This is a genomic window from Paenibacillus sp. FSL H8-0537 (assembly GCF_038051995.1).
Taxonomy (GTDB): Bacteria; Bacillota; Bacilli; order Paenibacillales; family Paenibacillaceae; genus Pristimantibacillus.
Window position 1 is genome coordinate 5888469 of record NZ_CP150290.1, and the last position, 20737, is coordinate 5909205.

General features: G+C 49.4%; 20 protein-coding genes. 8 read left to right on the forward strand and 12 right to left on the reverse strand.

Going from position 1 to position 20737, the window contains the following annotated elements; genetic code table 11:
• Window positions 1-160 precede the first annotated feature (160 nt).
• From MHB80_RS24940 to MHB80_RS24950, 3 genes are all read right to left on the reverse strand, one after another.
• On the reverse strand, window positions 161-2650 hold the full coding sequence (locus tag MHB80_RS24940; protein WP_341279488.1) for a CopD family protein: 2490 nt from the start codon (window positions 2648-2650) through the stop codon (window positions 161-163).
• A gap of 148 nt (window positions 2651-2798) precedes the next feature.
• Window positions 2799-3863, reverse strand: a complete 1065-nt coding sequence (locus tag MHB80_RS24945) for a DUF4198 domain-containing protein (protein WP_341279489.1) — start codon at window positions 3861-3863, stop codon at window positions 2799-2801.
• Window positions 3864-4028: 165 nt separating this feature from the next.
• Entirely contained in the window at window positions 4029-4703 is a 675-nt protein-coding gene (locus MHB80_RS24950) for a response regulator transcription factor (RefSeq protein WP_341283070.1), read from the reverse strand.
• Between the two features lie 252 nt (window positions 4704-4955).
• Between MHB80_RS24950 and MHB80_RS24955 the strand changes: the two genes are divergently transcribed.
• On the forward strand, window positions 4956-6383 hold the full coding sequence (locus MHB80_RS24955; protein ID WP_341279490.1) for an FAD-dependent oxidoreductase: 1428 nt from the start codon (window positions 4956-4958) through the stop codon (window positions 6381-6383).
• Window positions 6384-6534: 151 nt separating this feature from the next.
• Here MHB80_RS24955 and MHB80_RS24960 read toward each other — a convergent pair whose 3' ends face one another.
• The 3 genes from MHB80_RS24960 to MHB80_RS24970 form a co-directional block, all read right to left on the reverse strand.
• Window positions 6535-6852, reverse strand: a complete 318-nt coding sequence (locus tag MHB80_RS24960; RefSeq protein ID WP_341279491.1) for a hypothetical protein — start codon at window positions 6850-6852, stop codon at window positions 6535-6537.
• A gap of 55 nt (window positions 6853-6907) precedes the next feature.
• A complete protein-coding gene (locus MHB80_RS24965; protein ID WP_341279492.1) occupies window positions 6908-7225 on the reverse strand; it encodes a hypothetical protein in 318 nt (105 codons plus the stop codon).
• 235 nt (window positions 7226-7460) lie between these two features.
• Window positions 7461-8903, reverse strand: coding sequence for an S-layer homology domain-containing protein (locus MHB80_RS24970; protein WP_341279493.1), 1443 nt, complete (start codon window positions 8901-8903; stop codon window positions 7461-7463).
• Between the two features lie 466 nt (window positions 8904-9369).
• On the opposite strand from MHB80_RS24970, the gene MHB80_RS24975 reads away from it, so the two are divergent.
• From MHB80_RS24975 to MHB80_RS24995, 5 genes are all read left to right on the forward strand, one after another.
• Window positions 9370-10065: a GntR family transcriptional regulator gene (locus MHB80_RS24975; protein WP_341279494.1), complete on the forward strand. Its 696-nt coding sequence runs from the start codon at window positions 9370-9372 to the stop codon at window positions 10063-10065.
• A 120-nt stretch (window positions 10066-10185) separates the two neighbouring features.
• Window positions 10186-10932 carry an ABC transporter ATP-binding protein gene (locus MHB80_RS24980; RefSeq protein ID WP_341279495.1) on the forward strand — a complete coding sequence of 249 codons (747 nt, stop codon included), beginning with the start codon at window positions 10186-10188 and terminating at the stop codon, window positions 10930-10932.
• The gene (locus MHB80_RS24985) at window positions 10929-11810 is read left to right on the forward strand and encodes an ABC transporter permease (RefSeq protein WP_341279496.1); all 882 of its coding nucleotides are present in this window, start codon (window positions 10929-10931) and stop codon (window positions 11808-11810) included. Before MHB80_RS24980 ends, MHB80_RS24985 begins: the two co-directional genes overlap by 4 nt.
• A 100-nt stretch (window positions 11811-11910) precedes the next feature.
• Window positions 11911-13023: an ABC transporter substrate-binding protein gene (locus tag MHB80_RS24990; RefSeq protein WP_341279497.1), complete on the forward strand. Its 1113-nt coding sequence runs from the start codon at window positions 11911-11913 to the stop codon at window positions 13021-13023.
• Window positions 13024-13123: 100 nt separating this feature from the next.
• Window positions 13124-14515, forward strand: a complete 1392-nt coding sequence (locus tag MHB80_RS24995) for an allantoinase (protein WP_341279498.1) — start codon at window positions 13124-13126, stop codon at window positions 14513-14515.
• Between the two features lie 139 nt (window positions 14516-14654).
• Here MHB80_RS24995 and MHB80_RS25000 read toward each other — a convergent pair whose 3' ends face one another.
• The 5 genes from MHB80_RS25000 to MHB80_RS25020 form a co-directional block, all read right to left on the reverse strand.
• On the reverse strand, window positions 14655-15287 hold the full coding sequence (locus MHB80_RS25000) for a hypothetical protein (protein ID WP_341279499.1): 633 nt from the start codon (window positions 15285-15287) through the stop codon (window positions 14655-14657).
• A gap of 32 nt (window positions 15288-15319) precedes the next feature.
• Complete coding sequence (locus MHB80_RS25005; RefSeq protein ID WP_341279500.1) at window positions 15320-16273, reverse strand: hypothetical protein; 954 nt, start codon at window positions 16271-16273, stop codon at window positions 15320-15322.
• Window positions 16274-16395: 122 nt separating this feature from the next.
• Window positions 16396-16596, reverse strand: a complete 201-nt coding sequence (locus tag MHB80_RS25010; protein WP_341279501.1) for a copper ion binding protein — start codon at window positions 16594-16596, stop codon at window positions 16396-16398.
• A 28-nt stretch (window positions 16597-16624) separates the two neighbouring features.
• Entirely contained in the window at window positions 16625-16906 is a 282-nt protein-coding gene (locus tag MHB80_RS25015) for a metal-sensitive transcriptional regulator (RefSeq protein WP_341283071.1), read from the reverse strand.
• Between the two features lie 256 nt (window positions 16907-17162).
• Window positions 17163-18029: a YitT family protein gene (locus MHB80_RS25020; protein WP_341279502.1), complete on the reverse strand. Its 867-nt coding sequence runs from the start codon at window positions 18027-18029 to the stop codon at window positions 17163-17165.
• A 137-nt stretch (window positions 18030-18166) separates the two neighbouring features.
• Here MHB80_RS25020 and MHB80_RS25025 point away from each other — a divergent pair, with 137 nt between their 5' ends.
• Both MHB80_RS25025 and MHB80_RS25030 read left to right on the forward strand, forming a co-directional pair.
• On the forward strand, window positions 18167-18769 hold the full coding sequence (locus tag MHB80_RS25025) for a TetR/AcrR family transcriptional regulator (protein WP_341279503.1): 603 nt from the start codon (window positions 18167-18169) through the stop codon (window positions 18767-18769).
• 70 nt (window positions 18770-18839) lie between these two features.
• Window positions 18840-20027: an MFS transporter gene (locus MHB80_RS25030; RefSeq protein ID WP_341279504.1), complete on the forward strand. Its 1188-nt coding sequence runs from the start codon at window positions 18840-18842 to the stop codon at window positions 20025-20027.
• A gap of 102 nt (window positions 20028-20129) precedes the next feature.
• Here MHB80_RS25030 and MHB80_RS25035 read toward each other — a convergent pair whose 3' ends face one another.
• Window positions 20130-20696: a PadR family transcriptional regulator gene (locus MHB80_RS25035; RefSeq protein WP_341279505.1), complete on the reverse strand. Its 567-nt coding sequence runs from the start codon at window positions 20694-20696 to the stop codon at window positions 20130-20132.
• Window positions 20697-20737 lie beyond the last annotated feature (41 nt).

Genomic DNA, 20737 nt, shown 5'->3' on the forward strand with positions numbered 1-20737 from the left:
TATTAAAGGAGTTCTTTCCTTTCTATTCCTTTTCACTTATTTAAAATAAAGAAAGAGGAGCAAGATTTGCTCCTCTTTCCGTTATATACTCATTCGTTTATGTTCGGATTATATGCGAAATAGTCGTTTCGCGGGCTAGCGTTATCGCTTATTTCGCGCATTAAGGTATACGCTTCTCGTAGCGATGCTCCTCGCCCGTTGAATCGGTAATGACAATCGTCATATCCCATATATCGCCGACCGCAGGCACGGGAGCCTTCGACAAATACGTATATTTGTCAAAGCCTTCATAGCCATAAGGATCTGGCCCGCCCTTATTAAACTCGAAGGGAATGTCCCGCATCTCCCCCTGCTCGCTATCATCCTTCGCTTGTACCGCGATAAGCGTTGGAGCGCCCATACCAGTCGGCAGCCACACATCCAGCTGATAGATCTGCTCTTCTGGCTTAATTCGCATAGACATATGGGCTTTATCGCCCATCACATGCCAGTACACAGGTTCAGCAAAAGCAGGCTGCTCTGGTGGCGCAGTGGAAGACAGCATGCCAGCTACGATAAAAGCAGCCAGCGCCAGCAGCGCCTCTACACGCACTGCTTGCACAAATTTAGGAGCAGAGCTGTTGTCTGCTGCCCCCTTTTTCATCCCTGCCGCCAAACGCGGCATTAGGGAAAAACGATGATAAGCGCCAATGCCGATAACGCCAACCAGCAGCAGCGTTTTTAGCACAACCAAACGTCCATAACTGCTGCCTGCGAGCTCCGTCCATGCGTTAAGCCGCTGCAACGACAAGATGATGCCCGTTGCGGCCAGCAAAATAATAATAGGCAGCGCGGCCTGTGAAAATCGCTTGATCATAAGCATTAACGCGTCTCGCTGCTCTTCGGCGCTAGGAAAACTAGTCTTCCAAGTCGCCCCAATAATGGCGAGGATGCCGCCGAACCATATGGCTGCCGTCCATATATGCACAATATGCGACAGTACCGCCACTGATAGGAAATTAGAAGCATTAGCATGACCCGTTAATGGGTAAAGCACCGTTAACAGTAAAGCCATCAACCACTTCAGCGGCGCAACCCAGCGTTCATCACGCTGCGGCGCATAGGCCAGCAGCAGCATAAGCGCCGCCAATGCAGGCCGCAGCCATGCTGCGCGTCCCACCATCGATGTGGATAAAATCTTTTGATACAGCGCGCCGCCGCTTCCCATTTCAAATGCGCTAAGCTGCTCTGCTAACAGCCATACGTGGAAAAATCCTGTGGCGCCAAGCGCTATCGCCGCACCTATAAACAAGAGGCGCTCGCTGCGCTTGCTAAGCAGCCGCGGTATCGCTGAGCTATCCGCACGCGACCAAAGCACATATCTGGCATATAAAAAAGCAACTATGCACGCCGCAGCAATGACCTCAACAATCCGCAGCAGCGTGTAAATAACTGTACGCCAATCGCTCTGATGCCCAGCATCATGGTCATCCGAATGGCCGATCATATTGCCGTTCGCATCCATCTCCATGTCCATGTCGTGATCGGCTCCATGATCGCCAGACATGGAATGCCCATGCGATTCATCCGCTGCTTGCGCCGACTCGCCCGCTGCTCCATCCCCTTCCGCCGCAGTAGGCGATTCGGATACGGTGTTTGATGGGTCAAGACCGGTTGCAGCTTGCTGCTCACCGTTAGCCAATGCAGCAGAATCGCCGTTTGCCGATTTCCCTTCACTCACTTTAGAAGAGCTTGCAGCCTCTTCACTTCCTGCGGATACTTCGCTGCTCCCAGCTCCAGCCGATCGATCCGGTTCCGTTACCGAGCTAGTACCGCCTGCTGCGCTGCCCGTTCCGCCTTGACCGGAGCTTCTGGAGCCTTCCGCTTCCCCAGCGCCCGATCCAGCGCCCTTTCCTACTGCTCCACCGCTTCCTGAACCAGCACTTGATGCAGGGCTCGTCGAGCCGCTACCACCGCCATTCGTCTTGCCTTCTGAGGAAGTGCCTCCTCCCACCGCGCCTCCAGACGCTTTGCCTCCAGAGCCGCTGACGTTAGCGTCAACACCACCCTGCGAGCCGCCGCCTTTACCTCCAGCGGTGCTGCTGCTACCGCTGGCACTTCCGCTGCCCAGCTGGCTAGCCGCTCCCGATGAAGCGTCCTTGCCCTGGCCAGCGCTCCCGCTTCCGGCACTCGGCGAGGCTGATGTACTAGGCTTCGCCGTCGCTGTCGGTGACGGCGAGGCGTTGCTGGCACCGCCGTCAAGCGAAATCGTATCGCTTGGCTTCGTCGTCGCGAGCGGCACGCCGACCGCAAAGCGAAAGGAACCGTCCGTGACATGTGTATCCACGGACAGCACCTGCCATTTCACCTTATAGATACCTGGTGACAGTTTCGGAATCGTATAAACGAGCCATCTGTCCTTCTCCGCAGACAGCTTGCCTTTTATCGCATTGCCAGCCTCATCTTCCAGCACAATCCGGCTTAAATCCGGATCGAACTCTTCTGTATACTGAATGCGAATGGATGAAGGCGATTCGCTGAGCTCGGCATCCTGGAGCGGAGTCGAGCGCTCCATATTCGCATGCGCGTCCGCAAGGGCCGGGCTGCAAAGCATGAACAGCAGCAGCGCCGCCAGCGCAAGCAGGTTTATTTTCAACTTATGAGGAATCATTCGCCTCTCCTTCCTTCTCATGCAAACAGAGCCGCCTAATGATGGCGACCCCGCTATGCGTAAGCAGTGCTGCACGTTTAGGGCAGCTGCTTTCAATTGTTGTTCACTGGCAGGCAAAGCACTATTGCTCGCTGCCGGTTATGACCTTCTATTTTTTCGTATAAATCAGCACAGCTGCACGTGTATCGCCAACTGCCGGCAAAAACTCGACAACCGCTCCTGCTTTTTCAGCTGTTTGACGCAAGGAAGCGGCGTTTTTGCTGCTGTAGCTCGGGTCAATATACTGCTTTAGGAAATCGGCGCTCGCGTTCGTTGAGCCTTTCACAATGGTTAGGCTGTCGCTGGATACGAGCTTCCCATCGACATATACATAAGGAATGGGGCTAGCTTTGCCTGCTGGCAGCTTGACGCCTGCATTTTGCACCGTGTAGGTCATCGTTGCCGTATAATTGACCTTCGTATATTCTCCCTCTTTGCTCTCTTCCGTAGACGTCGAAGCACGCAGCAAATAATAGTCGGCTGCTCCCGTCTTATAAGTCACAAAGCCATTGTCATCCGTTGTCAGCGTCTGCCCTTCGGAGTTGCTGCGGCGAATGAGCGATACTTCAGTATCCGCTACTGGCTTGCCTTTGAGCAGCAATTGCACCTTTACATCCTGACCTGGCACGGCAGCTGCCGGATTGAACTGCGGGACGAACTCGGCACGATCAAGGCTCACTGGATTCGCAAAGCCTTTAAGCGCGCTGACCCGTGAAATAAGCGGAAGATCGCTGATGGCTACGAACGATTTCGCGCTGCGCAACGAGCGGCTGAGCGAGGTCGTACTCACGCTGTCCGATTCACCCGTCACGATGTAAGCGCCTGGCGATGCCGCCGAGAAGGAAGCGACAAAACCATTGTTTACGGCTGGCTCCGTCTCTGTAGCTGCTTCACCTGTGTAAAACCGCGTTGACGTAATGTCCGTCTTCACACCTGCCGGTGAAGTCACATATACCTTCGAGCTGTCTACACCCCATTGGCCGGTAATACGATAGCTTTTGTGATCATTGGAATGGTTGCCGAAAAGCATATCCACATACGCAACCTCTCCCTGCGCGATAATCGGCGCATTCGTCTGTGTCCAGCCATCATGGGCGAACACCGTCGCTGAAACGCTGAATGTTAATACTGCGGCAAGCGCTGCGGCTGCCAGTTTCTTTTTCCAAACGATCATTAAAATAGCCCCCTGAGCATCGATATTGGATAACTAAATCCTATTATATCGACCTGCCCTCAGGGAAAGAATGACTACAAAGGGCTATTTCCGCACCAGTATTGCCGCCAAGCTGTGAACCTTTGATGACGCTTCACCAGCATGGCACAAGCACCCTTCCAAGCTTTAGTCCCGCAAATACCCTTGCTCGAACGCATATTTCGCCAGCTGTACGCGATTGTCCAGATGGAGCTTCTGCAAAATGTTTTTGAGATGATTTTTCACGGTATGCTCGGAAATCATCAGCATGCCGGCAATGTCCCGATTAGCCGCACCCTGCGCCACACAGCGCAAAATCTCCTGTTCCCGCGCCGTGAGCGGACTTTCCTCAGCCTGCTGCCTGCCCGCTCCAGCAAGGGCAAACTCCTGCAAAATGCGCTGCGCCAGCTCCCGCGACAAAGGCGCTTCATCAAGCGCAATCGCCTTCAAATATTCGCGCCAGGCGCCGGGATTTAAATTTTTAAGCAAATAGCCCTGCGCACCTTTCTTTAGCGCCTCAAACAGATGCGTTATATCATCCGATACGGTTATAATCACTATTTTCACATAGGGGTAACGGGCTTTGATTTCCTTCGTCGCTTCGAGCCCGTCCATCTCTTTCATATTAATATCCATCAAAATCAAATCCGGCATCAGCTGCTCCGTAAGAGTAAGCGCTTCAAGCCCATTGCAGCCCTCGCCGACAACCTCAAACAAAGGCTCCGCCTGCAAAATCGCCCGAATGCCCTCGCGCGCATGATGATGGTCGTCCACAATTAATATTCGAACCGGCTGAGTCACGCCGCATCCCTCTTTTCTCATTGACGTCTGGCCTCGTGCCACTGTCACTCTATCCTACTCCTGTATATTGTACACCTTTTATTGTGGCTGAAAACAACCCGCTTGAATATGGCTCGAAGGGGCTATGCCATACCTTGTGAAAAAGTTCACAATTCCGACCTTGTTTTCAGGCATCGAATGTTTTATGATAATACCAACAACACATTGTGAATCATTTCACATTAAACATTATGGTTGTGAAAACATTCACATATACTCGAGGAGGCCCCTACTATGAAGGTTACCGTTATTGGATGTACACATGCAGGAACTGCCGCTATTAATCAAATGATCAAGCTTCACCCTGAGGCGGAAATTACCGTTTTCGAGAAAAATGACAACATTTCCTTCCTGTCGTGCGGCATCGCCCTTCATGTCGGAGGCGTCGTCAAAGATCCAACCAAGCTTTTCTACGCTTCGCCTGAGCAGCTTGCCGTCATGGGCGTTCAAACGCATATGCAGCATGAGGTGCTGAATGTCGATACCAATGCAAAAACCGTAACCGTCCGCAATCTGCTGACGAATGAAACGTTTGAAAACAGCTATGACAAGCTCGTCGTGACAACTGGCTCGTGGCCGATTATTCCAAAGCTTGAGGGCATGGAGCTTGAAAATATTCTTTTATGCAAAAACTACAATCACGCCCAAACGATTATCGAAAAAGCAAAATATGCGGGCCGCATTGCCGTCATCGGCGCTGGCTACATCGGCATCGAGCTGGTAGAAGCGTTCGAGCAGCTCGGCAAGCAGGTGACACTGATCGATAATATGGATCGCATTTTGTACAAATATTTGGATCAGGAATACACCGATGTCATTGAAGCCGATCTCGCCGCACATGGCATTGAGCTTGCGCTTGACCAGACCGTTACCGGCTTCAAGGGCACAAATGGAGAAGTGAAGCAGATTTTGACGACCAAAGGCGAATACGAGGCTGATCTTGTCATTATGTGCATTGGCTTCCGTCCTAATACGGAGCTGCTGAAAGGCCAAGTCGATATGCTGCCGAATGGCGCAATTATCGTCGACGAATATATGCGTACCAGCCAGTCGGATGTGTTCGCTGCCGGAGACAGCTGCGCCGTTATGTACAACCCAACTGGCCAGCACGCCTACATTCCACTCGCAACGAATGCGGTTCGAATGGGAACGCTCATCGGCAAAAACCTGCTGCAGCCGCGCGTGAAATATTTAGGCACGCAAGGAACGTCGGCCATTAAGCTATTTGACTACAACATTGCATCGACGGGTTTAACTGAAACGGCTGCGCTTGCTGCTGAAATGAATGTGAAAACTGTCACAATCGTTGAAAACTATCGTCCGGAATTTATGCCAACGTTTGAGGAGGTCACGCTGAAATTCGTTTATGAAGCGGACAGCGAGCGAGTCGTCGGTGCACAAATTTTATCGAAAGCCGATCTGACGCAAATGATGAATACGATGTCGGTGTGCATCCAAAACCGCATGACAATTGATGAGCTCGGCTTCGTCGACTTCTTCTTCCAGCCGCATTACAATAAGCCGTGGAGCTTGCTTAACCAGGCAGCGCTTCAAGCGATGCTCGCCCCTGCTGAGCAGGTCGAGACGCAAGCTCAGCCAGCACGTGAGGCTGACCCAGCCGCTGCGGGAACACCGACTGCACAAGTCAGCCCGGTGAAATAACAATTCGTACCGATATCTCCCGCTCAACCTTCCATTTACCTGCATGATGCAGCAAGGGATGTCCCCGAGCCTAACGGCCGGAGACATCCCTTTTTAACTTCACCTTTACAATTACGTCAATTACGTTAATTGAACAAGCTGCACCCTGCTCCTATACGGGAAAAAACTTGACCATAAAATTTTCACGTTGACTTGAAGGTACCTCACAAATATAAAAAGTATTTGAATCATAATAATCTATTCTTGAACCATTTTTAACGTCATTATATTTCGTAACATCGTTTCCATTATTAATATCAATAGCCATGCTGAATTTAATATCATTATTAATTTTACCATTTACACTCACTTCAACCTCCATATATTTACATGAGCCAAACCATTTCGTCGAAAAATTACCGCTTGTGCGACTTCTTTCATCATTTAAAACGGTATTACTGGATACAACAACAGCGATTGGTCTGCTCATGATTCACACTCCTAAATGTAATAGACTATCTTCATATAAATTCATTTTGAATGATTTAGACATAAGGTTTAAATGTAATCATAAAATTTTTATTCACTGGACATCTAACCTCACAAATGTATAACGAGTTACTTCCTATATACCCCACCTGATCGTTATTCTTCACATTTTTAGCTCTAACGGGATCACTGCCACTTTTATCTTCAGCAATACTGAAAGTTATCGTATTATCAATTTGACCATCGACCGTTACTTCAACCAACATGACATGGGCTCCTCCAAACCAATCCGTAGAGAAGTTTCCACTTGAACGACTACCTTGCCCTGCTAAAGCATGCGGCTCTGATACAATAATCCCAATAGGCCTTTCCATAAACGATCCCTCCTGGTAATAAGCTTCAAACTATTAAATGGAATTAATACCACAAATACCATATTGATACTGAATGGTATATATGCCCAGCCTATGATGAAGGTATCCAAAAATAGAACAGGAAGTCCTTTTTTGGACATCTTTTTATCAAGAACATACAACCCGCTCAACCTTTGAGCAGCAAGAGAAAAAGCACCCCTTCACTCTCATAGAGAGAGGACAAGGGATGCTTCGATTAGGATTGATAATACGTTCTGAAGTAAGCGCCTGAGTCGGTTTTAAGGTGAGGCGGATAATAGTTGCTTTTAAGATAGGTGCCAAAGGTCCAAAAACGTCTGACGCTATCCTTAGTAAAATAGGTGGAAGTAGCCATCGGGACGGTAGTTAGCCCGTTTTTATCCATCGTTTCGGGAGCAAGACGGCTGAACTTGAAAAAACCGTTCCCATTCCCATTGCCGATGGCGCTGTAGAAGCCCATGAGATCCATTTTTTCCGCATGCGTCTGGATCGTCATTTCAGTGAAGGCCATATAAACACTATTATCAAGCTTGCGCCAAGACGCTATGGAATCAGCAAAATAGTTTGCATAAACGCCCTTCACTTCCCCCTTGCCCGTGACGGGAACATCGACGAAAATCATCCGGTGCAGCTTGACCGTAGCAACCTTCTTGGCCTTAATCGGGCTGTCGACCACGTTCGCGAAGGAAGTAAACGGCATTCGGCTCTGCTCTACATTAATATAGGCATCCTCGTGGGACAGCAGCAATTTCAAATCTTTTGGACTAAGCTGGCCAGGCTCCTCCACTCCGAGTCTAGGAGAATATCCGCTCTCATAGGCGTCGGCGACAGCTTCCTCGAGGCTCATTCCAAGCTCCTCCAGCTTGACGAATTTATAACGTTTGCTATAGCCATTTACATAATGATGGTAATCCAGTCCGATGCCAGGAATGCTGAGATAAGGCTCTAATGTACGGGCATCAATATGCTGATCCAAGTCAATTCCAACCTTGGCAACAGCTTCGAGCCTATAGCTTCCGTCATCGTTGTAAGGAGATTCCCGCGAATATTTATATTTCGTAATGCTGGTCAGATTAGTGCCGGTTAATCCCACCTCACGCAGCTCATTCAAAGCCTGATAGCTGTCAGCTTTGGTGCCCTCCACTCGCTTATAGCGGAGCAGAATGGCCGCCAGTTCAGCTTTCGAAATGGGATCTGCTGGCCGAAACGTGCCGTCCTGCATCCCTTTAATAATGCCCGCACCTCGAATAACGGCAATGTACGGAATTTGCTTGTCCGCAATGCCGCCTTTATAAGTCTCAGGAGTAGGCAGCAGCGTGCTCGCAGTATCCGCCAGCGCTTGCTTGAAGCTTTCATCGGACGCCGCAAGTCCGCTGGCCATCCACTTCATCATTTCAAAGCGGGTAACCGCCTTGTCAGGCTGGAAGCCTTTGGGGTAGTCATTTTTCGCAATCATTCCAAGTGCAACGAGCTTGCGCACATCACTGCGGCTGCTATGCTTGTCCAGATCAGGAAATACTGACGCGACATCCGCCATGTCGGGCTTTGGCAATTGGGTCACCCGGCTCAGCATGCTGGCCGCCTCAGCTCGTGTAAGGGCGTTATCCGTCTTAACGGCTGAGCTTGCGGCAAACTCTTGAATAACCGCTCTTGCCGACACCACTTGCTCCCTAGGCAAATAAACCAATGACATAAGGACAATAATCAAGCCTGTTAAACCGATACGATAATAAAATTTAAAAATGATGATTCAACCCTCTCAACTTTAGTTCTTTATACCCTTCACATTCATTTCACCCACCCAATTCTACCACTATATAGGTGTTTTTTATAGTTTAAAAGTAGGATAACATGCAACTTAAAAATCAGCTATTAGCCTTTAGTTCATGTTAATTTATATAACATAAATATACCACATACGAAAGGTTAGATAGCGAAAAAGACAAACACTTATACGTGCAAGCGTTAAATACAGTTGAAATTCTGAAAAACCTTTAAGAAATCGTCATTTCACTCCACTCAAAATAACTATTGACTTATAAAGTACTTTTAATTTACTATTCATGTTATGAAACATGACAAACACTTTCGTTTGACTGATCCACCTTAGAAAGGAGATGTTCCCAGTGGGGGTAGCAAATGAACTTGATATTTATATAGCCATTAAAGATGCCATTATTCAGCAAAAGCTCCGCCCTAGCATGCAGCTCGTCGAGGAGGTTATTGCCGAATCGTTTGGCGTCAGCCGCACGCCCGTACGCAATGTGCTGCGCAAGCTGGCCGGGGAGAAGCTGGTGACGGTTATTCCATACAAGGGAACATTCGTTGCATGCCCTACCGTCGAAGAAGCCAAGGAAGTTTTCGAAATGCGCAGAGTCATTGAAGCCTCCGGGGTGAAAAAGGTAAGTGGAAAACTGACTAAAGAACAGCTCAGACAGCTTAGCGAGCTGCTGGATGAGGAGCACGCGGCTCACCACAACGGAGACCCTTTGCTCGCCGTTCGGCTCTCGGGCAACTTTCATCTAAAAATCGCCGAGTTCACGGGCAACAATTATTATTTCCGCTATTTAGAGGAGCTTATATCACTCACCTACGTCATCATCGCTCTATATGGCATGAGTAAGCACATGCACTGCAGCGATCATCGACGATTAGTGCTCTTGATTGAGCAAGGCGAGGCGGAGCAGGCGGAACGGTTGATGATCGAGCATTTACAGGAAATCGAGGATACGCTTCAGTTTGAAGAAAAAGGAATGGCTCCTCAATCCTTAAGCGAGGTTTTCCGCGTGACAACCGGTCATTACGCCAGCGTGAAAGACTGAATCAGAAGCCCATCATTTTTTTGATTAGGATTGTATCCAATCTTGGATTAGATGTTGTGTGGGATAGGCTCATAAATCGTGTACAACGCAGAACATGAATGGAGAAAGCGAGGGACAGCTATGAAGTTGATGGTGCGTAATGCGGGAAAGCGTTTTGGGGAGCGGACGATTTTGAAAAATGTCGATTTGACGGTGGATGCTCATGAGTTTGTATGCATACTCGGACATAGCGGCTGCGGCAAATCTACGCTGCTTAATATGATCGCTGGCTATTTGCTGCCTGATGAAGGGGAGCTGCTTGTAGATGGCGAGCTCATTCGCGGACCTTCCAAAGCCCGCGGGATGGTGTTTCAAGATCATGCCCTGTTCCCTTGGTATACGGTACTTGAAAATATCAGCTTCGGACCAGAGGTCCAAGGAGCAGGAAAAATAGAAGCGAAGGAAATCGGCAGACAGTTTTTAAGCCTGGTAGGCTTGGAAAAATATGCAGACCAATACCCTGCCGAATTGTCAGGCGGCATGAAGCAGCGGGTGGGCATTGCCCGGGCGCTCGCAAGCTCTCCCGATATTTTGCTAATGGATGAGCCATTCGGCGCTTTGGATATTTTAACCCGCGATATGATGCGCAGAGAGCTTCGCCGCATATGTGAGAAGCTAAAGCCGACTACTTTGTTCGTGACTCATAGCATAAGCGAAGCGATCTATCTAGCTGACCGTGTTGTCGTTATGAAGAACGGAATCATTGCTGATGAATTCAAGGTCGACATTCCGCATCCCCGCACCTTCGATATGCCTGGCTTCGGCGAGGCTATGCAGCGAATCGAGCACGTATTGATGGAGAATGAATTGGAGGAGGCCATACAATGAGCGAGACATCGGGTTCTTTCACAGCCGAGGGGGCGCAAGTGGGCAAGCTTGGAGCGCATAAAATCGCACGCAAGGCGAAGACCAAAGCAGGCTCTAGCTTTATGAAAACATCGAATTTCATTCCCTATCTGACCTTTTTCATCCTGTGGGAAGTTTTTTCTCAAATGAATATGAAGCTGGCCTTGTTCAATCCGCTTTTTCTTCCACCTCCTTCACTCGTTATCGTTGATGCTTGGGCCCTTGCGCAAACCGGGCTTCTCTTTGATAGCCTGCTGTCCAGCACCTTGCGTATTGCAGCCGGTTTTGTAATCGGATGTGTGCTGGCGGTTTTCATGGGTGTATTAATGAGCAAGTTTCGCCAGGTGGAGCGCTGGATGTCTCCCCTGCTTAATCTAGTAGGGCCAATCCCAGCGCTCGCCCTGCTTCCGCTTATTATTATCTGGTTCGGCATCGGTGAATTTCCGAAGGTGCTGCTCATCGCTTGGACGACTTTCCTTCCGGTATTGGTGTATACGGTAGACGGATTCAAGACTGTTCCGTCCACCCTTATTCGCTCGGCAATGAGCCTCGGCGCTTCGGAGCGTCAAATTTTCAGAAGAGTACTGCTTCCCTCCGCCATTCCGAGTTTCATTGTTGGAGCCAGAGTCAGCCTTGGCTTATCCTTCTCCGCGCTAATCGTCTCCGAGATGATGGGAGCCAAATCCGGACTCGGCTATATTATCGTAGACGCACGGAATTATTTTAAAATTTCCAATATGTTCGTCGCCATTATTTGTATTGGCTTGATTTATAGCATTTTCTCGGCGTTGCTTAAGCTCATGGAGAACAAAGTTCTTAGCTGGCGTAAAGGAGGGATGAACGAGGCGGTTGAGAAATAGCGTGTGCACATAGGGGAGCTTGATCCGCTTAAGGCAGCTGGAAGCCCCGTGTATTTAGAAATTAGAGACAAAAAAACATTGGGTATAGGGAGAGATTACGATGGCTAATCAAAAAAAATGGGTTCAACAATTAATGGTCGTTTCCGCTTTGGCATTCGTTTTGACGGCATGCGGTGCGAAGGAAGAAGCTACGAGCGCAAGCAGCGGGAACGCAAGCTCTGCCCCAACTGCCGCAGCAGCAGAAACGAGCTCGCCTGAGGCTGCTGCCGATGACACTCCTGAGACGACAACCGTTACACTCGTAGGCGTACGTGACGCCCAAATTTCCTCCCAGCAAATTATTGCCGATAAGCTCGGCTACTTCAAGGAAGCAGGCCTCGATGTAACAAGCCAGCTCATTGAAAGTGGCCCGGATATTGCTCCATTGGTTGCAGGGGGCAGCGCTCCCGTCAGCATTCAGACAAACTTTATGGATATTATTTTGAAATCCTCCAATATTCCCGTGAAAATAGTAGCCCCGCTAGCTCAAATTGCCGGAACACAGGCAGTCGTTGGCGCAAGCAAGCTCGAATTGAAAAGTGCAAAGGATCTGGAAGGCAAGACGATCGGCATTCCAAGCGGAGCAGATGTCAAGTTTGCCATTGATAATATGGGCAAGGAGCTTGGTGTCGACGTAAGCAAGATTAATTATGTTAACCTCGCGCCAAGTGACGCCGTTGTTGCGCTGCAGAACGGGTCTATCGATGCGATGGCAGCTTGGGAGCCATTCATAACGAAGGCGATTCAAGGCGGCGGCAAGTTTCTGTTCAGCGGTACGAAAAGCGAGCTTCCCGAAAAAACTGGCGATGTGAACTGGATGAGCGTACACACTACGGTGCAAGTAACTGACGATTATTTGAAGGAAAATCCAAACACGATCAAAGCGATGCTTGGCGCTCTAGAGAAAGCGACGGCTTACATTAATGACAACCGGGAAGAAGCGATTAAAATATTGGCGCCTGAGCTGCACTTAACCGAGGACGAGCTCAGAGAAATTATGAACCGCAATGTATATGCCATGGAAGTTAATGATACTTACATTAACGGAAGCAACGGTCAGGCTGTAGGCGAATATTTGAAAAGTGTAGGTAACATTAAGAGCATACCTGAATTCGCATCTTACCATGATCTAAGCTTGCTCAAAGCGCTTAATCCTGCGCTAATTACAGAGTAATAAAGTAGTAATAAAAATAAGATGCGTACAACAGGAAGGCTGAGCCCTTGTGGTTCTGCCTTCTATGTTTATATTCTCATTATAGGACAGAGGTGAGCTTATGAAGGAACCATTGGATTTAATCATCCGGGATGGCTCAGTTGTCCTGAGCAATGACATACGCCAAATGGATATTGGGATCAGTAATGGGCGAATTGTACAGCTTGCCAAGGGACTGACGACTCCCGCTAAAAAAACGATTTCGGCATCTGGCATGATTGTAATGCCCGGAATGATAGACGCCCATGTTCATTTGAACGAGCCGGGACTTGGAGCTTGGGAAGGCTTCGCCAGCGGCTCCGCGGCTCTTGCAGCAGGCGGCTGCACCACTTATATCGATATGCCTCTAAACGGCATTCCTCCTACCGTTACCGTTGCTGCATTAGAGCAAAAGCTGGCTGCTGCGCAAGGAAAATCTGTTGTGGATTATGCTTTATGGGGCGGACTTGTGCCGGGGCATCTCGATGACTTGCGAGCGCTCGATGAGGCTGGAGTTATCGGCTTCAAGGCGTTTATGTCTTCCCCCGGCGATCCATCCGAGGATGCCTTCCGCGAGGTGGATGATGCGACGCTGCTGGCAGGGATGAAGATTATCGCAGAGCTTGGACATATACTAGCGCTTCATGCAGAGAGCGAGCCCATCGTAGCTGCCTTGACGAAAGAAAAGCTGGCTGAGGGCGCCATTTCTGCGGCAGATTATACGGCTTCGCGTCCGGTGCGCGCTGAGCTTGAGGCGGTTAATCGGGCTCTGCTGTTCGCGGAGCAGACGGGATGTGCCCTGCATTTTGTCCATATAAGCAGTGCGGTTGCTGTCCAGACGATAGCTGATGCCAAGCAGCGCGGGGTCAATGTGACCCTGGAAACTTGCCCTCACTACTTGGTGCTCACAGACCATGATTTGGAACTGATTGGCCCCGCAGCCAAATGCGCCCCTCCACTACGGAGCCAATCCGAGCAGGAACAGCTTTGGGCAATGCTTGCTGCTGGACACATCGATATGATTGCCTCCGACCATTCTCCCTGCCCGAGCGAATTGAAGCAATCGGATAACTATTTTACGGCGTGGGGAGGCATAGCTGGTGCGCAAAATTCGTTGGAGCTGATGATTGACGAAGGCTATACAAAGAGGGGGGTTCCACTCCCCGTGCTGAGTCGCATGCTTTCGTTCGCTCCCGCCTCACGGTTTGGCCTCAGTGATACGAAGGGCGAGATACGAATTGGAGCAGATGCGGACCTTGTTATGGTTCAGCTTGATGCTCCGTATACCCTTGAAGAGCAGCATCTTTATCACCGTCATAAGCATAATCCTTATATCGGCAGAAAATTTGGCTGTCGCGTCATGGCTACCTGGAGCAGAGGGAACATGGTATACGAGGTTAAAAGCGGCATAGCTGAGCCGTTTGCAGGGCAATGGCTGAGCGGCGCTCCTGCTTGTGCGAAGCAGGAGGTGTGAGCTCTTGCCTGCCCCTGCTTTTCTTAGCTGACAAAATGCAGCTGCCCTAGAGCCATCTCGCAAGATGACTCTAGGGCAGCACTCTGTTATACAGCTGTTCGTTCTGCAATATTTAGCATCCTTGTAGCCGTACAAGCAGCTAATTTACCAGATCGGCTGGGCCATTTACAGCAGCAACTTGCCCGTTTTCATAGGGTTGCAGCGTTTGAATCGCCTTGGCGCCAACCGTTATATTTTCGACCAACTGCACAATTAAGTTCAGCATTTCCGCGTCGGTACGCAGCCGCTGATAGACACCGCCCTGTTCGTAGGCACGCAGCGTCCAGCCTGCACAAGCAAACAGCTCGTCTGATGCCGATTCAAGGACCGCCACATGCGGCAGCCAAATGGAATTCGGCGCTGGATGTGGTTCTTCCGCCTCCGCACCGGATGCCTGATTGTTATCCGCTATATTTAATAATTCTCCATGCGCCTGTACCTGAGGCTCCCAATCGAAATGAATCGCGATATGCAGTTCATCCTCATATTCTTCCTCCTCGTGCCCCTGCGTTAAGCTGTAGGCAACGCCCGGTGGAATCATAATAACCGAGCCCTCCTTATATGCCGCTTGCTTGCCTTCAGAAGAAACAATACCGCTCCCCTTCAGCACAAAAATAAACGCATGCTCGTAAATGGTTGTTGGCGCTGCCGCTATCGTGCTGACGCACAGGTGGGCGAAGCGGACCAACGGTCTAGCCGTTCGGTGCTGCAGCAGCTGTATGAAAGGAAGCAACCGCCTCTCCTCCTCTTGCTTCTAAGTTTGGTCTAAGCTTGAATGTTCACGACGAAGGGGACGATAAACGTCTTCCCGCCGCGCTGAAATTGCCCCCATATTTTATATAAGCCCGGCTCTGGGAACTCGGTGGCAAAAACAGCTTCCGGACCAGCTGATGCCTCATCCAGTGGATGCACATGCAAATATTTTTCCAAATCGCTGCTAATAATGACGACATGGCCAACCGCGCCCAGATAAGGCTCTAAATCTTTAACGGGCTCACCTGACTCCGCATCCTCAAAGGTGTACGTGAGCTTAGCTTCCTCTCCCGCTTTCGTCGTAGACAGCGCAAGCTTCACCTTCTGGCCCTCAATCGTTTGCACAAGCTCATCGTCTGCCTTCATCTCGACTTTAGCAGCAGCTTGTCCCGATGCTTCCATCTCTGTACTCACCGTCTGCTGCGAAGCTCCCGTTGGTATAAAATCGGCAAACAGCTTGTATGAACCCGCCGCCGGGAACGTTTCCTTTCCTGTAAACTTGCCGCCACTTTCATAAATCGGGTGTATATGCGAAAAATAGCTGAGGTCACTGCTTACCGCAATCAAATGCATGAGCTTCTCATGATTCAAGTCAAACTTCTCGATGGGCGCATCCGCAGCATCGGTGACCTTAAGCTCAATAACGGTTTCCGAGCCGGGTGCCGGCTGCCCACTTTGGAAGCTCCACTTTACCTGGGCGATTGCCTGCTCATGCTCCATACCGTCCATGTCGCCATGCCCGCCATGACCGTTATCACTCTCCGCCTTCTCCTCCCCTGCTGTATGTCCACTATGCGCGTCACCTGAATTCGAAGCCTCCGGCGCAGCTGCCGGGCTCGTCTGCTGATGACCCTCATGTTCGCTTGCGCTTGTATCGCTTGTGTTAGCAGATTTTTCTCCGCATCCTGCCAGCATGCCTGCAAGAGCGATCATCGTCATATAGAGCGCTGCTTTTCTTTTTGCCATCTTCCTTTGCCCAGCTCCCTGCCCCTATTTTTAAAAACACAAAAAGCCGCTCCTTCTCCAAAGCCATCTTGCTATGTTCGCTTCGGAAAAAGAGGGCTGTGAAAGCTTAGCTTATGCCCTTGTTATACGACGTCGAATCCGGTATTTTCAATCGCTTCTTTAATGGAAGCCAGCGATACTTTCGCTGTATCAAACTCCACAGCTACTTGTCCAGCTGCTAAATCGACTTTGCCGCTTGCCCCCGCTTCATTTACAGCCTTCTCTACTGTGCTCACGCAGTGCCCGCAGGACATGCCTTCTACTTTAAGTGTTACGTTTTCCATCTTTATTGCCTCCTTGAGTGATGTTTTATTATTTCAATAATTTCTTAACGGTAATCAACAGCTCGTCGATAACTTCATGCTCACCTGCCTGAATACGTTCCACAATGCAGCTCTTCATATGGCCTTCCAGCAGCAGCTTGCCTACCCCGTTTAATGCCGATTGCGCAGCCGCTATCTGAGTAAGCACATCATCGCAATACGTATCCTTCTCAATCATCGCCTTCACGCCGCGGATCTGGCCTTCCACCTTGTTCAGACGCCTGATCAAATTCGCTTTCATTTCATCGGAATGATGGCTCAAGCGCTCCATGGACTGGCCGTCGCCTGCACCGCCTGAGTCTATATGCTGATGCAAACAAGCGGATTTCGTTTCTTTGTCCATTCAAATACCTCCAGGGGGTATATCATAAGCTTATTTTCATATTAACATACCCCCATAGGGTATGTAAAGTCGTATATAAAGGATCAAAAAAAAGCAGCAGCTCCAGACGAGAAATACGCGTCCAGAACTGCTGACTTGGGGAGAAATAAGATCATATAAGATTGTACATTTATGTGTTAGTAAGTTAATGAATTTCTTTCTTGCTAAAGTTGCCGCCGCTCACATCAGATACATGCTCAATGGCCACGAATGCACGGGGATCAATGTCATGAACGATTGATTTAAGCTTTGCCACTTCCAGACGGTTGACTACACAGTAGATCATTTGTGTTTCTTCTCTAGAGTAGCCGCCTCTTGCCTGAATATACGTTGTGCTTCTGCCCAAGCGGCTCATAACCGCTTCAGAAATTTCCTCGTATTCGGCGGAAATAATGGTGACGGATTTGGACTCGTCGAGACCCTCTACTACAATATCCATTACTTTCGTCGCTATATAATACGTGAACATCGAATACATTGCGGAATCCCATTGGAAGACGAAGCCCGCCAAAATAAAAATGAACACATTGACGATCATAATAAACTGTCCGACCGGCATGGAAAATTTCTTCGAGGCTAAAATCGCCAAAATTTCCGTGCCATCCAGCGATCCGCCGAAACGGATAGCGAGACCAATACCAGCCCCGAGAATAATGCCGCCGAACAATACAGCAAGCAGCTTATCCTCTGTAAAAGCGTCCACGTGATGCAGCAGCTGCGTCGTTACGGACATGACCACGATACCGTATAAGGTAGATATTGCAAACGTCTTGCCAATTTGCTTGAAACCGATGAACAGGAAAGGCAGGTTTAAGAGGAAAATAAAAATACCCAGAGGCTTATCTGTCAGGTGAGAGACCATAATCGAAATACCGGTAATTCCTCCGTCGATGACGCTATTGGGGACGAGGAACAGCTCCAGCGCGACGCCCATGAGGACGGCTCCGATTGTAATAAACATCGCTCTTTTCAAAATTTCAAGCTTTGAAAGTTTCTTGTGTGCTTTTGCCATGCTTTGCCTCCGACTATTTTCTTTTAAGACTAGCATAGAAATGGATATTTTTCAAAACAACGGCTGGAAATATTGCAAGTAAACTTTTAATCCGCTATAATTAGACCGATCAGTCGGTCTAGCAGGAGGTAAAGCAAATGGTCAAAGGACGATCAGATGGCGAAGAAACCAAGCGCCGCATCGCCCGTGCAGCCAAGCAATTGTTTCTGCATAAGGGCTATGGAGCCGTATCCATGAATGAAGTATGTGATAACGCTAAAGTCAGCAAAGGAAGTCTCTATCACCATTTTCCGAGCAAGGAGCAGCTTTTCCTTGAGGTGGTTGAGGAGGATAGTGAGCAGTGGCGTTTGGCATGGGATCGTAAACGAGAGAGGCTGGCTACTGTTGAGGAACAGCTTTATGCACTTGCAGAGCATTACGCTCATGACTTTCAAAACCCGCTCATGAAAGCCATGGAAGAATTTTCGCGCAGCCAGGTGATCACTCAGGATGTATTAGATCGTCTGCTGCTTATTATGAACAATGCTTCGCAGGCATGCCGCGACCTTATTCGTGAAGGGCAGGCAAGCGGGATCTTTGTCTCCGGTGATGAAGAGGAGCTTGTGCTTATCGTCAGCAGCATGATGGAGGGCCTCGGAAAAGTCTACTTTACGATAGACTCTGAGCAGCAGCCCGAACGGATATCAAAATTATTCCGTCAAGCAGCTAGTCTGCTATTAAACGGAATACGCGCTAAGTAAGGAAATACTGGCGCATTTTTTTGGATTTTAATTAGACCGGTTGGTCGGTCTGCAAAGGGAGATGAATAGGATGCTCTATCAAAACCGAATTTTTCGCATTATTCTTTTTTCGGATGTTATTCAGCAGCTCGCGATTTGGATCCGCAATATGGCTCTTCTCTTTTTTGTCATGGAAAAGACGAACGGAGATAAGGTAGCCGTATCCTTGCTGTCTATTTTGGAATATGCACCAATTCTAATCTTCTCGATTATTGGAGGTGTGCTTGCCGATCGCTGGAATCCGAAGCGCACAATGATTGCCGGCGATCTTCTCAGCGCTGTGTCGATCGGCGTCATTTTGCTCATGCTCGCTGGCGGCTGGTGGGGCGCGCTTTATGCTTCGGTATTCGTGTCGGCAATACTCAGTCAATTTTCGCAGCCTTCGTCGGCAAAGGTGTTCAAGCGGCATATTTCGGAAGATCAGATTCCTGCGGCTATTGGCCTCTCGCAAAGCATGTCGTCACTGTTCCTCATACTCGGCCCTATTATTGGAACGGCGATTTATCAGTGGGCTGGACTCACAATGTCTCTTCTGGCACTGCCCGTCTTGTTTCTCGCTTCTGCAGCCGCGCTGGCTATGCTTCCTAAAGAAACACGTACCGAGGAGCAGGAGAAATTTTCATTGAAAAATGATTTATCCTCCGGCTATCGTTTTATCGTCGCAGAGAAAGGACTGCTGCGGTTATTTCTAACCTTCGCCTTCATCGGCCTGGCGGCTGGGCTCGTTCAGCCCCTTGAAATTTTCATCGTCACGGAGCGGCTTGGCCTTAATAAAGAGAATGTGCAATGGTTCGCAGCTGCAGACGGAATCGGCTTGCTGCTAGGCTCTCTAATAGCCGGTCTGTTCCCCAAGCTGCTTAAGGCCAAATACTTGCTGCCGCTTGCCCTAGCCTTCCTCGGCATTACCTTTTTAGTAGAAGGCTCCTCCATTTGGCCGCTTGTGACCGGGGCATTTCGGTTTGGCAACGGCCTATTGCTGGCAATCTTGAATACGGCGGTGGCCAGCTTCGTCATTACCCGAATTCCAGATACAATGGTCGGCAAAGTGAACGGACTGATGACACCGCTATTTACAGGGTCCATTTTGCTAGGAACGGCGGCCTCTGGACTGCTGGCTTCATCCCTCGGCTTGTTTGTCGTTTATGCGCTGTCTGCTGTCCTTTGCTTTATTTCAATCGCTCCGTCACTGAAGGTCGGTTTGCAGAAGGAAGCGGCCTAGCTCATTCCCCCTTACAGCGTAGGGTCGCGCTTATTATTTCAAAGGACGCTTAACCCGTTCATAAAACGGGCTAAGCGTCCACTTTGCGTATGATTCTGCTTGTCAGCCTTCCAGCCACTCGCTCGCCTCTAGCTCCTTCATCGCCCATTCGCAAAAAGCTAAGGACGTCCGCGTATCCATCTTTCGTTTGCTAAGAAGCAAATATCGTCCAAGCAGCCGCGCGTTTTTCTTGCGCGCATTCTCTCCGCTTACCCGCTTCTCCTCCAGAGCACGCATAAGCCCGTCGTAACGTACCAGCTCGCTCCTGCAAAACGCTTCGCGCGTAACAAGGAGCGCCTTCGCCTTTTCCGGCTCTGCCAGCCATAAGCCATACAGCTTAAAATGCAGCTCATCCCGCAGTACGGGATTTTCCGCAGGCAGATCCACCCATCTTCCCAGCTCCGCTAACCCTTTATCGGTAATGGAATATTCCTTTTTGTCTGGCTTATCCTGCTGCTCGATCCGCTCAAAAGCGATATAACCGTTCTGCTCCAGCGCAGCCAGCAGCGGGTAAATTTGGCTGTGGCCCGCCTGCCACAGCGGCTTTATTTTTTGCGCCAAATCATAGCCTGTCAGCGGACTTGCACTTAGCAAAGCAAGCAATCCGTAGGATAAAGTGTTTAATCGCATCGTATAACGGCCTCCCAATATGTCATTATTGACATATAAAA

Excerpts from the sequence above, each read along its gene's own strand:
- MHB80_RS24940 (WP_341279488.1), bottom strand. The coding sequence starts at position 2,650 with ATGATTCCTCATAAGTTGAAAATAAACCTGCTTGCGCTGGCGGCGCTG.
- MHB80_RS25035 (WP_341279505.1), bottom strand. The coding sequence starts at position 20,696 with ATGCGATTAAACACTTTATCCTACGGATTGCTTGCTTTGCTAAGTGCA.
- MHB80_RS25030 (WP_341279504.1), top strand. The coding sequence starts at position 18,840 with ATGCTCTATCAAAACCGAATTTTTCGCATTATTCTTTTTTCGGATGTT.
- MHB80_RS24945 (WP_341279489.1), bottom strand. The coding sequence starts at position 3,863 with ATGATCGTTTGGAAAAAGAAACTGGCAGCCGCAGCGCTTGCCGCAGTA.
- MHB80_RS24965 (WP_341279492.1), bottom strand. The coding sequence starts at position 7,225 with ATGGAAAGGCCTATTGGGATTATTGTATCAGAGCCGCATGCTTTAGCA.
- MHB80_RS25020 (WP_341279502.1), bottom strand. The coding sequence starts at position 18,029 with ATGGCAAAAGCACACAAGAAACTTTCAAAGCTTGAAATTTTGAAAAGA.
- MHB80_RS24950 (WP_341283070.1), bottom strand. The coding sequence starts at position 4,703 with ATGAGAAAAGAGGGATGCGGCGTGACTCAGCCGGTTCGAATATTAATT.
- MHB80_RS24985 (WP_341279496.1), top strand. The coding sequence starts at position 10,929 with ATGAGCGAGACATCGGGTTCTTTCACAGCCGAGGGGGCGCAAGTGGGC.
- MHB80_RS24960 (WP_341279491.1), bottom strand. The coding sequence starts at position 6,852 with ATGAGCAGACCAATCGCTGTTGTTGTATCCAGTAATACCGTTTTAAAT.
- MHB80_RS24955 (WP_341279490.1), top strand. The coding sequence starts at position 4,956 with ATGAAGGTTACCGTTATTGGATGTACACATGCAGGAACTGCCGCTATT.
- MHB80_RS24980 (WP_341279495.1), top strand. The coding sequence starts at position 10,186 with ATGAAGTTGATGGTGCGTAATGCGGGAAAGCGTTTTGGGGAGCGGACG.
- MHB80_RS25025 (WP_341279503.1), top strand. The coding sequence starts at position 18,167 with ATGGTCAAAGGACGATCAGATGGCGAAGAAACCAAGCGCCGCATCGCC.
- MHB80_RS24990 (WP_341279497.1), top strand. The coding sequence starts at position 11,911 with ATGGCTAATCAAAAAAAATGGGTTCAACAATTAATGGTCGTTTCCGCT.
- MHB80_RS25010 (WP_341279501.1), bottom strand. The coding sequence starts at position 16,596 with ATGGAAAACGTAACACTTAAAGTAGAAGGCATGTCCTGCGGGCACTGC.
- MHB80_RS24995 (WP_341279498.1), top strand. The coding sequence starts at position 13,124 with ATGAAGGAACCATTGGATTTAATCATCCGGGATGGCTCAGTTGTCCTG.
- MHB80_RS25015 (WP_341283071.1), bottom strand. The coding sequence starts at position 16,906 with ATGGAGCGCTTGAGCCATCATTCCGATGAAATGAAAGCGAATTTGATC.
- MHB80_RS25005 (WP_341279500.1), bottom strand. The coding sequence starts at position 16,273 with ATGGCAAAAAGAAAAGCAGCGCTCTATATGACGATGATCGCTCTTGCA.